Genomic DNA, 13,497 nt, shown 5'->3' with positions numbered 1-13,497 from the left:
AAAAGCGAGATTCGCTATGAATTCGTTCCTCGTTCTAGGGAATGACGGAAAGGTACAATGGCTCAAAGCTTCTCTAGCAATGGTTATAACCCCCCACACCGTCATCCTCGGGCGTGAGGAACGAGCGAATCGGGGGTCTCTATCATGAAAGTCCGCACTGATGATATTTTCAACGATCTTTCCGTCACTTCCGTTATTTATTAAGCCATCATTAAAAACTATTGATAGTTCGTTTCACTTTATGTTACTTTCCCGCGCAATCTCGGAATGACCGATGCTCAAAAAGAGCCGTGATTGCTTCTGGGGGATACGCGTAGTGACCATTCTTGCTGATTGGGACATTACGTAGGGTAGGTATCGGCTAGTTCTTTAGCTGATAGACGGGATACTTATGGCGCAGTTCGCCATGCTAATGGGAAACCCAACATTGAACATACTAACTACAACATTGCTAATCAGCTCTGCATTTCCAAAGGGATCAGCTCCTCATAGCTGCCCGATCCTGCAAAAATGTCCAATTCTTCAAAACAGTAGCATTACTGAACCTTGAGCTCTCGCTAATAATTTTTCGCTGTCTTAAGACGGCCTAATTTCGTATTCGTCATTTGACTTATGCGAGCGTACAGCTATATCTCATTTCTAGACAATACGCGTGTTTCACTATGAGTTCTCTCTAAATCAATAGAGGGACGGTGTGCAATTGCGTCTGATGGAGGTGAGTATGAACACATTCAAGGGGACTTTTATGACTACCGCCTTTGAAGTCGATATCAATACTATCGCAAATTCATTTTCAACTATGGTTCCTATCTTAGAGGGAACGTACGACCTAACACCTGATGCTATTTTGCTTGAGCAAGAACAGCATGAGTCGGATGTTCGTTCATACCCAAGACGCCTGCCTATTGCTATTAAAAGAGCATGTGGTGCTTTAGTTGAAGATACTCGTGGCCAACTCTTTCTCGATTGCTTAGCCGGTGCTGGTACACTTTCTTTGGGTTACAACCACCCAGAAATTAACCAAGCGCTCAAAGATCAACTTGATTCTGGTTTACCATACCAAACTCTTGATATCACGACTCAAGCAAAAGAGACGTTTATCAAGCGAGTTAAAGCTTTTCTTCCTCAAGACTTTTCAGATAACTCGGTTCTTCAATTCTGTGGCCCATCAGGCGCTGATGCTGTTGAAGCGGCAATCAAGCTAGCGAAGCAAACTACAGGTCGTAACACCATGTTTGCTTTCCGTGGTGCTTACCATGGCATGACCAACGGCACCATGGGCATGATGGGTAACCTCGGCACTAAAGAACGTCGTAGCGGCTTGATGTCTGATGTGCACTTTATGCCTTTCCCATACAACCTGCGCTGCCCGTTTGGCATTGGTGGTGAAGCGGGCGCCAACGCGAGCATTCGTTACATCGAGCGTATGTTGAATGACGATGAGTCTGGCATCATGAAACCAGCTGCGATGATCGTTGAACCTGTACAAGGTGAGGGCGGTGTGATTCCAGCTCCGGCCTCTTGGTTACAAGGTTTACGTCGCATCTGTGATGAACATGGCATCCTACTGATTTTTGATGAAATCCAGTGTGGTGTTGGCAAAACAGGTCATCGATTCGCGTTTGAAGAGTCAGGCGTTAATCCTGATATCTTATGTCTATCTAAAGCGATTGGTGGCGGGCTGCCTATGTCGCTGCTGGTATTCGATAAGAGCATCGATACTTGGAAAGCGGGTGAACACACGGGTACTTTCCGTGGTAACCAACTGGCAATGGTGTCTGGTGCGAAAGCGTTAGAAATCATCGAAAGAGACGGTTTGGTTGAACATGCGAACATTGCAGGCCAATATCTACGTCATGGATTAGAGAAGATTCAATCTCGCGTGAACTGCATTGCGGAAGTTCGAGGTAAAGGCTTAATGCTTGGCGCTGAGATCAAGCAACCAAGCGGCGAACTTAATAAATTTGGTGAGCCTAAATCAGACGGTGAATTAACTCTAGCGATTCAACGCGCAGCATTAGAGCGTGGTTTGATGGTCGAGAAGGGCGGTCGTGATGGCTCTGTGATTCGCTTCCTTCCGCCAATGATTATTTCTTTCGAACAGATAGACTTTGCGCTGCGCGTGATGGAAGAAGCCATCATTGCTGCTGGCGGAGGTGCTCAAGACGATCAAGCTTCAAGTGAGCAAGCAAACCAAGAGTGGAACAAGCACTTTATCCACACCGGTTTAGGCGGTAGTGACGAGTTCGCTAACGTTATGAACCAAACGACTCAAGCAATGAAGGCCGTTTTTGAGCAGGTTGAAGCTCCTTACTCAGGTCTAGAACCAAAGGTTCTGGAAGCCGCGATCAAGGCTGTCGACCTAGACAACAACCAACACGCTTTGGTGGACGTTGTAGATAGCACTGCAGACCTAGTTGCAGCTAACTCTATCTTCGTGCAACACCCAGACTGTATAGCACACCTGCATACTCCTCCTCTTATGGCATCGGTAGCGGCGGAATCAATCATCGCGGCTCTGAATCAATCAATGGATTCATGGGATCAAGCATCGGCTGCAACTTACGTTGAACAGCGAGTGGTTGACTGGATGTGTGACAAGTACCAACTTGGCGATCAAGCGGACGGTGTTTTCACCAGTGGCGGTACGCAAAGTAACCTAATGGGCTTATTGCTCGCGAGAGACTGGGTGGCGGATAAGCACGATGGTCACTCAATCCAAAAGCTGGGTTTGCCAGATTACGCGAGCAAGCTTCGCATCTTATGTTCAAATAAATCTCATTTCACGGTTCAAAAATCCGCTTCACTGCTTGGTTTAGGCGAGAGCGTGGTGTGCTGTGTTGAGACAAACGCTAATGGCACCATCAAACCGGATTTGTTGGATGCAGAAATCAAAGCACTTAAAGCTCAAGGCTTGATTCCTTTTGCTGTAGTGGGTACGGCAGGTACAACTGATCATGGTGCTATCGACGACCTTGATGCGATTGCAGATATCGCAAACCAACAAGGCCTTTGGTTCCATGTCGACAGTGCTTACGGTGGCGCGCTTATCTTGAGTAGTCATAAAGCTCGTTTACAAGGTATCGAAAAAGCGGACTCTGTGAGTGTCGATTTCCACAAACTTTTCTACCAAACAATCAGCTGCGGCGCGGTGTTGTTGAAAGACAAAGCGAACTTTAAGTACCTTCTGCATCACGCAGATTACCTAAACCGTGAACACGATGAGCTGCCGAACTTAGTCGACAAGTCTATCGCGACGACCAAGCGTTTTGATGCATTGAAAGTCTTCATGACGATGCAAAGCGTTGGACCAAAGCAGTTGGGCGACATGTACGATCATCTTCTTGAGCAAACGCTAGAAGTGGCTGACTTGATTCAAAACCAAGCAGACTTAGAGCTACTCGCGGAGCCTTCATTATCGACAGTGCTGTTCCGATCTAAGCCGAAGAACAAGCAGTCAGCAAACGGTGATCTAGATTTAGACAAACTGAACCAAGCGCTAAGACTGGAAGCGCTGACTCGTGGTGTTGCGGTATTGGGTGAAACGGTCGTGGATGGTAAGAGCGCGCTTAAATTTACTATCTTAAATCCGTGCTTAAAGACTTCAGATTTCAAATCTCTAATTAATAAAATTCAAACTCTAGCCACTGAGCTAGCAGAACAACAAGGGTAATTAATACTATGGCTATTCTACAAATTGGTGCAGGCGGCGTTGGTTGGGTTGTTGCACATAAAGCAGCGCAAAATAATGAAGTTCTGGGTGATATCACAATCGCTTCTCGTACAATCGCGAAGTGTGAAAAAATCATCGAATCGATTAAAGGTAAAAACAACCTTAAAGACTCAACTAAAAAGCTAGAAGCTCGCGCAGTAAACGCTGACGATGTTGATGCACTTGTTGCTTTGATTAAAGAAGTTAAGCCTGATCTAGTGATCAACGCTGGTCCTCCTTGGGTAAACATGGCGATCATGGAAGCGTGTTACCAATCGAAAGTATCTTACTTAGATACATCAGTTGCGGTTGACCTATGTTCTGAAGGCCAACAAGTACCACAAGCTTACGATTGGCAGTGGGGCTACCGTGAAAAGTTCGCTGAGGCGGGCATCACAGGTATTCTTGGTGCTGGTTTTGATCCAGGTGTGGTATCAATCTTTGCCGCGTACGCGGTTAAGCACTTGTTCGATGAGATTGACTCAATTGATGTAATGGACGTGAATGCTGGCGATCACGGCAAGAAGTTTGCGACAAACTTTGACCCAGAAACGAACATGCTTGAGATCCAAGGCGATTCTTTCTACTGGGAAAATGAAGAGTGGAAACAAGTACCTTGTCACTCTCGTATGCTTGAGTTTGATTTCCCTAACTGTGGTTCTCACAAAGTTTACTCAATGGCGCACGATGAAGTTCGCTCAATGAAGGAATTCATCCCAGCTAAGCGAATCGAATTCTGGATGGGCTTTGGTGATGCTTACCTGAACTACTTCAACTGCATGCGTGATATCGGTCTTCTTAGCCCAGATCCGCTAACGTTGCACGATGGCACTGTGGTTCAACCTCTACACGTTCTTAAAGCACTACTGCCAGACCCAACGTCTTTGGCTCCGGGTTACACAGGTTTAACGTGTATCGGTACTTGGGTTCAAGGTAAGAAAGATGGTAAAGAGCGCAGCGTGTTCATCTACAATAACGCAGACCACGAAGTGGCTTACGAAGACGTAGAGCACCAAGCGATCTCTTACACAACAGGTGTTCCAGCAATTACCGCTGCACTGCAGTTCTTCCGTGGTGAATGGGCTGATAAAGGCGTGTTCAACATGGAACAGCTAAACCCAGACCCGTTTCTAGCAACCATGCCAGAAATCGGTCTGGATTGGCATGTTCAAGAGCTAGAGCCGACAGCCGGTTTACCTCTGATCCACAAATTGAAGTAATACATAGTTAGGCTCTGACCTCGCTTTGAATTAGTGGGGGAATGATGAAGGTGATGGGTACTTCTTCCATGAGATGCCTAAGAACACCGTCATTCCCTAAAGCGAGGGACGAGTGTAATAGGGAATCTCTAATGCACTTAAAGACTTCCAATGTACTTACTTATATCGAGCCGATGCATTAGCGTCGGCTTTGTTCGATTATCATGTGCCTTCGTGAACTCGAGGGCCGCAAGGTATTAACATGCAAAACAACGAACTAAAAACGCCTTATTTCATGATCAACGAAGACAAGTTGATTGCGAATTTAGAGATAGCTCAGCAGCTGAAAGAGATTTCGGGTGTGAAGCTGGTATTGGCTTTGAAGTGTTTCTCTACATGGGGTGTGTTTGACATCATCAAGCCTTATCTCGATGGCACGACAAGCTCTGGCCCATACGAAGTAAAGCTTGGTCATGAAACTTTCGGTGGTGAGACGCACGCATACAGTGTGGGTTACAGCGAAGATGACGTGAGAGAAGTTGCTGACATCTGTGACAAGATGATCTTCAACTCTCAAAGTCAGCTAACTGCTTACCGTCATATTGTTGAAGGTAAGGCTTCATTGGGTTTACGTCTAAATCCGGGCGTAAGCTACGCAGGACAAGACTTAGCAAACCCTGCGCGTCAATTCTCTCGTTTAGGTGTTCAAGCTGACCACATTAAGCCTGAGATCTTTGACGAGATTAATGGCGTGATGTTCCATATGAACTGTGAGAACAAAGACGTCGACGCCTTTATCGGTTTGCTTGATTCAATCTCAGAACAGTTTGGCGAACATCTAGATAAGTTAGACTGGGTGAGCATGGGCGGTGGTGTGTTCTTCACGTGGCCGGGCTACGACATTGAGAAACTTGGCCTTGCGCTAAAAGCTTTCTCTGAAAGACACGGCGTACAAATGTACCTTGAGCCGGGCGAAGCCATCATCACTAAAACGACAGACTTGGTTGTGACAGTGGTGGATATTGTTGAGAACGTGAAGAAAACGGCGATTGTGGATTCAGCAACCGAAGCACACCGTCTTGACACGCTTATCTACAACGAACCAGCATCGGTATTAGAAGCCTCTGCAAACGGCAGTCATGACTACGTGATTGGTTCGTGTTCATGCCTTGCGGGCGATCAGTTCTGTGAAACAAGCTTTGATGAGCCGTTGAAGATTGGTCAAAAACTTCACCTGTTAGACAGTGCGGGTTACACCATGGTGAAACTTAACTGGTTCAATGGCTTGAAGATGCCATCAATCTACTGCGAGCGCAGCAATGGTGACGTTCAAAAGCTGAATGAATTCGGTTATGAAGACTTTAAACGTTCATTGTCACAATGGTCGGTTAAGTAACTGAACATTGCATTAGAACAATAAAAAGAGCAGCCCATGAGCTGCTCTTTTTGATTGTTTGTGCCGTAAAAACTAATTAAAACGTTTTCACTAATCGAACAAGAGGATGTGGAATATCACCTGGGTCGGTAATGACTTCTAAAGCTTCTTCAAAATCAATAATTAGACCATCATAGTCACTGTTGATTTTATGAGCGTCAGGAGTGTTAGTCCAATATGGTTCGTTGGTTGTTGTCGGGAAGTGTGTCAGGTTGATTGCTGGCCTAGTACAGCTGTAGTCAACGATTGAACTTAACTCTTTGATATTAGGTAACCTAAAACCAACCTGACCAGCGATGGTGGTCAGACTCGAATCTTCAGTAGCGATGAGCGCATCCTGCCAATTTTGATATTTAATCGCAGTACCATCACAAGTGTCATTGGATTGATTGTAGGTTTCGCCTAGGTTGCATTTTGACCAAAGCAAATTAGTCGTTACGTCGAGTAATGTGCCATCTTTACGGTCTATAAATTGACCATCTTGGTGAGAGGGAGTTTGAGTTTGCACGCAGGTTTGCGCGACGGTATTTGCACTTAACAGAGAGGCAATTACGCCTAAGCATAGTTTTAGTTTCATTACTCAATACCTCCACTTACAGCCACAATTCCTGTCGAGCCTGCGATGTTTTTATTACAAAGCTCGAGTTCTCCATTTTGAGAGTCGATACATCTGGCACTACCATCTTGTTTAACAGAGCTAGAGTGCGTGAAGAGTCGGTCTCCAAGATTAGGAAAGAAATCAATGGATCCTGCTGGTGCAGTGCCGACATTGAAGTTGATAAATGAACGAGCTTCAACAGGTGAAGGTAAGCGCCAATCCGTAATACCGCAAATAGAGCGACTGTTTAGGCTACTAATATAACTACTTGTATTACAGTAGTTACTTCCTGAACCATCATTAATGTACGCACATTGAGAAGAGATCGGCCCTGCGCTGTACAATAGATCATTGGGTGCTCCGGCATAGCCACCATTGGTTGTATTGTCAGAGTCGTGCCAAGTATATGTATATGAAGCGCTTCGCCATGAGCTTGATTGACTGTCCCATGGATAAGGGTTGGCGTCAGGATCGTCTTTGTGGTTCTTAACCCAGGTATCGACCTCAGACTGACTAGGCAGTGCTATCGGATCTTGCTTTGCTTCGATATATAATCCGGTGTGTTCATCTTTAACACAGCGCCAATCAGTAGCGCTAGGTAGTAAAGGATTTCCGTGAGCATCTAGCTTGGTGTAGCGGAAGCCATATTCCCCATCCGAATGTTCATTTCCATTTGTGATATCTAAACCAAAATCGGCATCTTGATTTGGATGTGATGCTGGTGGAGTGATGCTGTCGTAGTCAGTACCATCAAAATAAGTGACATACCCAGTATCATTGAAACTTTTCTGTCCGGGAATATAGAATGCAAGAGTGTTTTTGCTCGAATCGATAGTCGCGTTACCAACGGAAGCGATCGTGTAGATTACCGATTCGCCACCTTCATCAAAGCTATCATCACGAGCAGAAAAAGTGATATTTGTTGATAGGGTTTCTGCTGGTAATTTAAGAGTTAACTCTGATATATCAACAGTAAAGTCCTCAGACGCGGCAATACCAGTTTGATCTAGGGTGAGCGTTACATCTTGAGATGTGTAATGACTCAAAACAGCTTGTTGAATAATACTGTCGCCTTCTACAACGGTACTTAAGTCATTACTAAAACTAACGGTTGGTTGGGCATCGCGATCATCAATGGTTACAACCGTTTGTTTGTTTGAAATAGTGTAATTTGCACCGTTATCAGTACTAATAGTGTAATGAAGTGTTTTACTACCCTCATACAGATTATTGTGTACAAGATTTAACGGCAAAGCTCCACTTGTTGCACCTGCCGCAATTTTGACGTTTTGACTTGAGATGGCATCATAGTTTTTGAAGCTTCCAGTGGAGCGTGTTGTGACATCGCTGGTGGAGATTGTCAGAGTGAGTTCCTGACTGAGAGCTTCTGAAAGAGAAACGGTAATTGATTGTGTAACGGAACCAGATGATGGTTCTGAAAAAGAAATCGAATTAGGAATACTGATTTCGACTACTGATGGTGTTGGATCGGTTGGGTTTGTCGTATTTTCATGACCACTTTTGCAACCGCTCAACAGTGTCGTAAGAAGGATTGTTGAGATGACATTGAGTTGCCAACTCGACCTTTTTCTTTCCATGGGTAAACCTAAGCTACTAAATTATATGAGATAATCTATGGTAGCAAAAATATTATACAAATACTTAATTTCATATGTGTTGATTATGTATTTTTAGTGGTTTTATATGGTTTTTTTGTAAGTCATGTAAGGGAAGGGGAAGCTATGAGGTAACCTCCCAACGATAAGGACACCGTCAGGAGGTGAGTTTAATTAACCTTCAATCATAACCCGAGTGTCTTCACTGAGAGTTTCTAGCTCATTGACCACGTCATCAATCAAGATTTCGACTGGCAGCTTAACGGCTATCTTGGAGGTGAATAAACTTGAGCTAACACCACCGCCACCTGCGATAAAGACACGATGACAATCCATATCTAGAATGCTGATCCCTTGTCTATCTAATACATGAGTCACTTCGTTGACGATGCCAGCTCGGTCGTTAGAGTCGAGCCTTAGGTGATGGATTGTATCTTGAACATTGTGCGTATGATCTGAATCGACAAACTGCACGATGAGATCCGGGTTAGCGCTGAAAGCCTCTTTAACAATCGATTCGTTGATGGCTGGAAGTTGAACTTTTAGTACGCCTGCGACTTGGTCTTCGATAAAGTTAACTTTACTGATGAGCCATTTTCCGTCGTTTTCGTGAGTAACCGCAGCAAGCTGTTTGATTGTTGCTGGTGATGCTTTTCCGATAAAGTTTACGATAAATGTACTGTTCATATCAGCCCCCAAAGTTTCAATTATTCTTTACTAATTAAATGTTTGATATCACGCGATAAAGTTCTTTAATTTCAGTGTAGAAGGTTACATCGAACAATGTTTGACCTGTGTCAATTTTTGAAACTAAGCTTCGACGCAAAAAAAGAGAATGAAGAGTGGGGCACAAAAAAAGCGGCTAGAGAGCCGCTTTTTAGAAGAGTAGTCACTGTGATTGATGATTCAGTAACTTATATTTAGTGCTGCTAGAGACGAATTAGAACGTCACCTTGAAGTTCATACCAACAAATTGAGAGTCGTATGGTGCGCCGGCATCGTAAGCAAAACGCGCCGCGTCTTGGTTATCCCACCAAGGGTTAGTATTCAGGTTCACTTCTGCATCACCACCCCACGCATCACTTACCCAGTAGTGGATATGGCCGACAGGGTTAAGGAAGAATAGCGACACGTCACCCATGGTTTGAGAGCCCATCACTTCACCACCTGAAGCAACGATATCTTGCTCGGCTTCTAGCATCATTTCACCCACAACCGCACCGAAGAACGGTGTGATGAATAGATCTTGCCAAGAAGGAACTTCTGCAAATGCTTCTACGCCGTATTCCCAGAAGAAGGTCGACATCGTCCAAGAGTACATAAACGATTCAAACTCGTTGTAACCCGCGTGACGTGCTGCTGTATAGTAAACACCACCAAAATATGGGTGCATCACATAGTTCAGGAAGTGTTCGTCACGGTCCCATACAGGGCCGGCAGATACGTTATCTTTCCACTTTTGACCTAGCTTACTTAAGTCACGTTGGTCATCGTCCCATTTAGTGATACTTTCTGGTAAGAAGGTCATTAAACCGACGGTCGCTACACTTAAGCCAAGAATGGTGTAGGTTTGACCCATTAGGTAATCCCAATCTTTCTCTTCACTGACCAAAAAGTGCTTTGGTTGTTGGATGGAGAAATCATACTCTTCGCTAGATTCGCTCAGTGCGTAATTGGTACTAGGCTTGTAGGTGTACAAGCTATCATTAACACAGTAATCTTGAGCACATTCATCCGAATAAGAAAGGTTGATTGGCTGGTCGAAGTCGTATTGGCTTGCAACCGAGTTAACTGACATTAGCATTGAAAATGCAGCAGTAACCTTTGCTAGTAACGGTGATTTGGCCACAAGGGTCTCCATGAGAAAGTTTCGAATTGATCAGGGTCACAATTATCCATTAAATGCCTGATTTAGGGAACTAATAATTTATCGCTTTTCCTAAGAAAACCTTAGATTTAACATTATTAATATTTGTTAAAAAGCAAAATAGCTCAAACTCAAACATAGACCAGTTTGTAGATAATGCAGCGTCTTTTTATGACTACAAGGGATAGAAACATGACGAAAATCGCAATGTTAAGCACAGGTGAAGAAGTTCTTCATGGAGACATTGTAGACACGAACGCGGCTTGGATGTCAGCTGAGTTTTACCAACATGGTTTTGCTTTGGCTAAACGCTCCACTGTTGGTGACCAAATGAATGCCTTAGTCGAAGAGTTGTTGATGCTGAGCTTTAACTACGATGTGGTTATCGTGAATGGTGGATTAGGCCCGACTACCGATGATATGAGCGCGGCTGCAGCAGCGGCGGCATCAGAGCAGAAACTCGTCATGTTCCCTGAATGGCTTGCTCGCATGGAAGAGATGTTTTCGGGACGTGGCATGCCGATGCCAGACAGCAACCTAAAGCAAGCTTTGTTGCCAGCGAGCTCAGAAATTGTCGATAACCCTGTCGGCACTGCATGTGGCTTTAAACTAAAGATTAACGATGCGACTTTCTACTTCACTCCGGGCGTACCTAGTGAATTTAAGCGTATGGTGAGCTTTGAAATTATCCCTGACCTTGCTCGTACTTATCCTCAAGTAGTCGCGTCTGAATGCAGCCGGTTGTTTACCTTTGGTTTATCCGAGTCTGGCATTTCTGATGTGTTAGACCAATTGAAACTGCCTGAAGGTTATGAACTGGGTTACCGCTCTTATCTGCCGTTCATTGAAGTGAAACTGTTTGGGCCTAAGTCGGATTTAGAAACTCGCGTTAAGCTACTGCAAATGGTGTACAAGTTGTTAGAGAGCAACGTTGTGAGTGTTGATGAGCCGATGATTGACCATATCGGTCATATTATGGCTGAGAGAAAGAAAACCTTGTCGGTATCTGAAGTGTCGACTAAAGGTGCATTGTCGGCTTGGCTACAGTCGAATGAGCAAGTGGAAGATTGCTTCGGTCACTCTTGGGTGATGGCTGAACCAAAAGAGAGTGAGCTTGAAAAGAGCGATCCATTAGCGGCTACGTTTGCATTGGCTGGCGCAACAAGAGAAAAGTGTGGCACTGAATTAGCCTTGGTGACGGGCAAGTTAGAAGGTAATACATTCAGCATTGCACTATCGAGCGAAGCGGGTGAATGGGGGCAAGTGCTTGAGTTCTACCGCCAATACAATCGTGAAGATGCACGAAACATCATCAAAACTGTAGCAGCCGACATGCTTAGAAGACATCTAGACAACAAACCGATGTTTGGTACTTACTCTTCAGTTAAGCGATTGAAAGACATGTTTATTCCTTCAGCTATCATCAAGTAAGACACTCTTGTCGTTAACTAAGCTCTCTTGAACTAAGGTTAAGACAGAACAAATAAAAAGGCCCCACATCCATATGGTTGTGGGGCCTTTTGTTTATCTAGCCTTCTAGATAAGCCAACAAGTGGCGAATAGCTTTGTAGCTAGCACTTAAACTGAGTAAGTGATTACAAACCGCTTGTCATGTGTAGGCTGTAGAACAAGCCACGGCCGATTAGTTCTGAAGCTAAGAACAGTACCAATGCTAAGCCTAGGTTTACTGGGTTCACTTTCGCTTTGTTCAGCATAGGTAGAATCCAAACCAACAAGCTTGCCATCAGCAATGCCACTTGAAGAATTACATAGCTGCCTAAACCGTTAACCAACTCAGATGCTTTTGCTGCTGAAGTTTGGATGTCACCGATGAGGTTCAGCTTGCCTACGGTCACAAGCAAGCTGATAGCAACGGCGATAACAGCCAGCATGGTGATGTTACGGTCAACCGTAAAGCGGCTGTCGTTTGCGAACACAATCACAAACTGAGACAGCAGCAAGCCACCCACAACCATGGTCATGATGAAGCTTAGTGGTGTGTAGATGTTGTCCCATGTAGGTACTGTATTGATCATGTATACGTTGATCATCGCGTACATGAAGATAACACCCAGCACCATAGCGCCAACCATCAGTGCTTTCTGGATAGCCACGCCACCTTTCTTAACCACAGACAGTAGCCACTGTAAGCCGCCCACTGCGAAGAATGCCGCTCCGAAGAACACTTCGTTAGACAACCAAGCTGAGCCTAGTTGGTTAAAAGCATTAAACGCGCGCAGTGGAGAGCCCAGGTGCGTTGTCGAGAACATAAAACCAAGACCCATTAATGCCCACAGGATGAACATTGGAACCTTGTAGCTATTCAGTTTCTCTTCGTCATGACCAAGTACCAGTGCACGAGCACCAATAAGCAGGTAACCACCGACAGCGGTTTGAGCCAACACCGTAAAGAAGATCAAAGACCACTCATGAAAAATCATCTTACACCTCCTTTGGGTTTGCTAGGTGACCACTGGTATCGCCAGTAGGCTTCGCGTTTTTGTTCAGCTTAATCACGATGTTTGGCAGTGTTTCGGTTGAAGATGGCAGTGGCGCTACGTCTGCACCAGATCCGTACTTCTCGCGAAGCGTATTGATTTCGCCAAACTCCAATGCGCGAAGTGGGCAAGACTCAACACAAATAGGTTGTTTGCCTTCAGAAACACGCTGGTAACAACCATCGCATTTGGTCATGTGACCTTTCTTAGCGTTGTATTGTGGTGCGCCGTAAGGACACGCATTGCTACAGTGCTGACAACCAATACACACACTCTCGTCAACCACAACCAAGCCATCTTCATCACGTTTGTGCATTGCGCCCGAAGGACACACTTTCACACACGCTGGGTTAGTACAGTGGTTACAAGCGATAGACAGGTAGTAAGAAAAGACATCTTTCTGAACCCAGGTATCGCCATCTTGAGTGAAGCCACCACCTGCGTATTCGTATACGCGACGGTAGTTCGTTTTGATGTCTAGATCGTTATAATCTTTACAAGCAAGCTGACAGGTTTTACAACCCGTGCATTTACTTGAATCAATGTAAAAGCCGTATTGTTTCATTCCAACC

Annotated in this window: 10 protein-coding genes; 4 read left to right on the top strand and 6 right to left on the bottom strand. The window is 44.8% G+C overall.

Going from position 1 to position 13,497, the window contains the following annotated elements; translation table 11 throughout:
- Nucleotides 1-721: 721 nt before the first annotated feature.
- From OCV56_RS09765 to nspC, 3 genes are all read left to right on the top strand, one after another.
- Nucleotides 722-3,673 carry a pyridoxal phosphate-dependent class III aminotransferase gene (locus OCV56_RS09765; protein WP_190960461.1) on the top strand — a complete coding sequence of 984 codons (2,952 nt, stop codon included), beginning with the start codon at nt 722-724 and terminating at the stop codon, nt 3,671-3,673.
- 8 nt (nt 3,674-3,681) lie between these two features.
- The gene (locus tag OCV56_RS09760) at nt 3,682-4,932 is read left to right on the top strand and encodes a carboxynorspermidine synthase (protein WP_086713624.1); all 1,251 of its coding nucleotides are present in this window, start codon (nt 3,682-3,684) and stop codon (nt 4,930-4,932) included.
- Between the two features lie 241 nt (nt 4,933-5,173).
- Nucleotides 5,174-6,307 carry a carboxynorspermidine decarboxylase gene (nspC, locus tag OCV56_RS09755; RefSeq protein WP_086713623.1) on the top strand — a complete coding sequence of 378 codons (1,134 nt, stop codon included), beginning with the start codon at nt 5,174-5,176 and terminating at the stop codon, nt 6,305-6,307.
- Between the two features lie 76 nt (nt 6,308-6,383).
- On the opposite strand, the gene OCV56_RS09750 is transcribed toward nspC, so the two are convergent.
- From OCV56_RS09750 to OCV56_RS09735, 4 genes are all read right to left on the bottom strand, one after another.
- The gene (locus tag OCV56_RS09750) at nt 6,384-6,923 is read right to left on the bottom strand and encodes an Lcl C-terminal domain-containing protein (RefSeq protein WP_086713622.1); all 540 of its coding nucleotides are present in this window, start codon (nt 6,921-6,923) and stop codon (nt 6,384-6,386) included.
- Nucleotides 6,923-8,542, bottom strand: a complete 1,620-nt coding sequence (locus tag OCV56_RS09745; RefSeq protein ID WP_086713621.1) for a DUF1566 domain-containing protein — start codon at nt 8,540-8,542, stop codon at nt 6,923-6,925. The genes OCV56_RS09750 and OCV56_RS09745 overlap by 1 nt, the downstream gene beginning before the upstream one ends.
- A gap of 192 nt (nt 8,543-8,734) precedes the next feature.
- A complete protein-coding gene (locus OCV56_RS09740; protein WP_086713620.1) occupies nt 8,735-9,247 on the bottom strand; it encodes a glycine cleavage system protein R in 513 nt (170 codons plus the stop codon).
- 253 nt (nt 9,248-9,500) lie between these two features.
- Entirely contained in the window at nt 9,501-10,409 is a 909-nt protein-coding gene (locus OCV56_RS09735; RefSeq protein ID WP_086713619.1) for a DUF3943 domain-containing protein, read from the bottom strand.
- A gap of 210 nt (nt 10,410-10,619) precedes the next feature.
- Here OCV56_RS09735 and OCV56_RS09730 point away from each other — a divergent pair, with 210 nt between their 5' ends.
- The gene (locus OCV56_RS09730) at nt 10,620-11,858 is read left to right on the top strand and encodes a CinA family nicotinamide mononucleotide deamidase-related protein (protein WP_086713618.1); all 1,239 of its coding nucleotides are present in this window, start codon (nt 10,620-10,622) and stop codon (nt 11,856-11,858) included.
- A gap of 164 nt (nt 11,859-12,022) precedes the next feature.
- Here OCV56_RS09730 and OCV56_RS09725 read toward each other — a convergent pair whose 3' ends face one another.
- Together OCV56_RS09725 and OCV56_RS09720 are read right to left on the bottom strand one after the other, a co-directional pair.
- The gene (locus OCV56_RS09725; RefSeq protein ID WP_086713617.1) at nt 12,023-12,868 is read right to left on the bottom strand and encodes a dimethyl sulfoxide reductase anchor subunit family protein; all 846 of its coding nucleotides are present in this window, start codon (nt 12,866-12,868) and stop codon (nt 12,023-12,025) included.
- Between the two features lies 1 nt (nt 12,869).
- A complete protein-coding gene (locus tag OCV56_RS09720) occupies nt 12,870-13,490 on the bottom strand; it encodes a DMSO/selenate family reductase complex B subunit (protein WP_004733360.1) in 621 nt (206 codons plus the stop codon).
- Nucleotides 13,491-13,497 lie beyond the last annotated feature (7 nt).

Origin of the sequence: Vibrio gigantis (genome assembly GCF_024347515.1) — a bacterium.
Classification (GTDB): domain Bacteria; phylum Pseudomonadota; class Gammaproteobacteria; order Enterobacterales; family Vibrionaceae; genus Vibrio; species Vibrio gigantis.
This window is presented reverse-complemented; position numbering and strand designations above follow the sequence as displayed.

Coding starts and splice junctions, on each gene's coding strand:
- OCV56_RS09765 (WP_190960461.1), top strand. CDS start 722: ATGAACACATTCAAGGGGACTTTTATGACTACCGCCTTTGAAGTCGAT.
- OCV56_RS09760 (WP_086713624.1), top strand. CDS start 3,682: ATGGCTATTCTACAAATTGGTGCAGGCGGCGTTGGTTGGGTTGTTGCA.
- nspC (WP_086713623.1), top strand. CDS start 5,174: ATGCAAAACAACGAACTAAAAACGCCTTATTTCATGATCAACGAAGAC.
- OCV56_RS09750 (WP_086713622.1), bottom strand. CDS start 6,923: ATGAAACTAAAACTATGCTTAGGCGTAATTGCCTCTCTGTTAAGTGCA.
- OCV56_RS09745 (WP_086713621.1), bottom strand. CDS start 8,542: ATGGAAAGAAAAAGGTCGAGTTGGCAACTCAATGTCATCTCAACAATC.
- OCV56_RS09740 (WP_086713620.1), bottom strand. CDS start 9,247: ATGAACAGTACATTTATCGTAAACTTTATCGGAAAAGCATCACCAGCA.
- OCV56_RS09730 (WP_086713618.1), top strand. CDS start 10,620: ATGACGAAAATCGCAATGTTAAGCACAGGTGAAGAAGTTCTTCATGGA.
- OCV56_RS09725 (WP_086713617.1), bottom strand. CDS start 12,868: ATGATTTTTCATGAGTGGTCTTTGATCTTCTTTACGGTGTTGGCTCAA.
- OCV56_RS09720 (WP_004733360.1), bottom strand. CDS start 13,490: ATGAAACAATACGGCTTTTACATTGATTCAAGTAAATGCACGGGTTGT.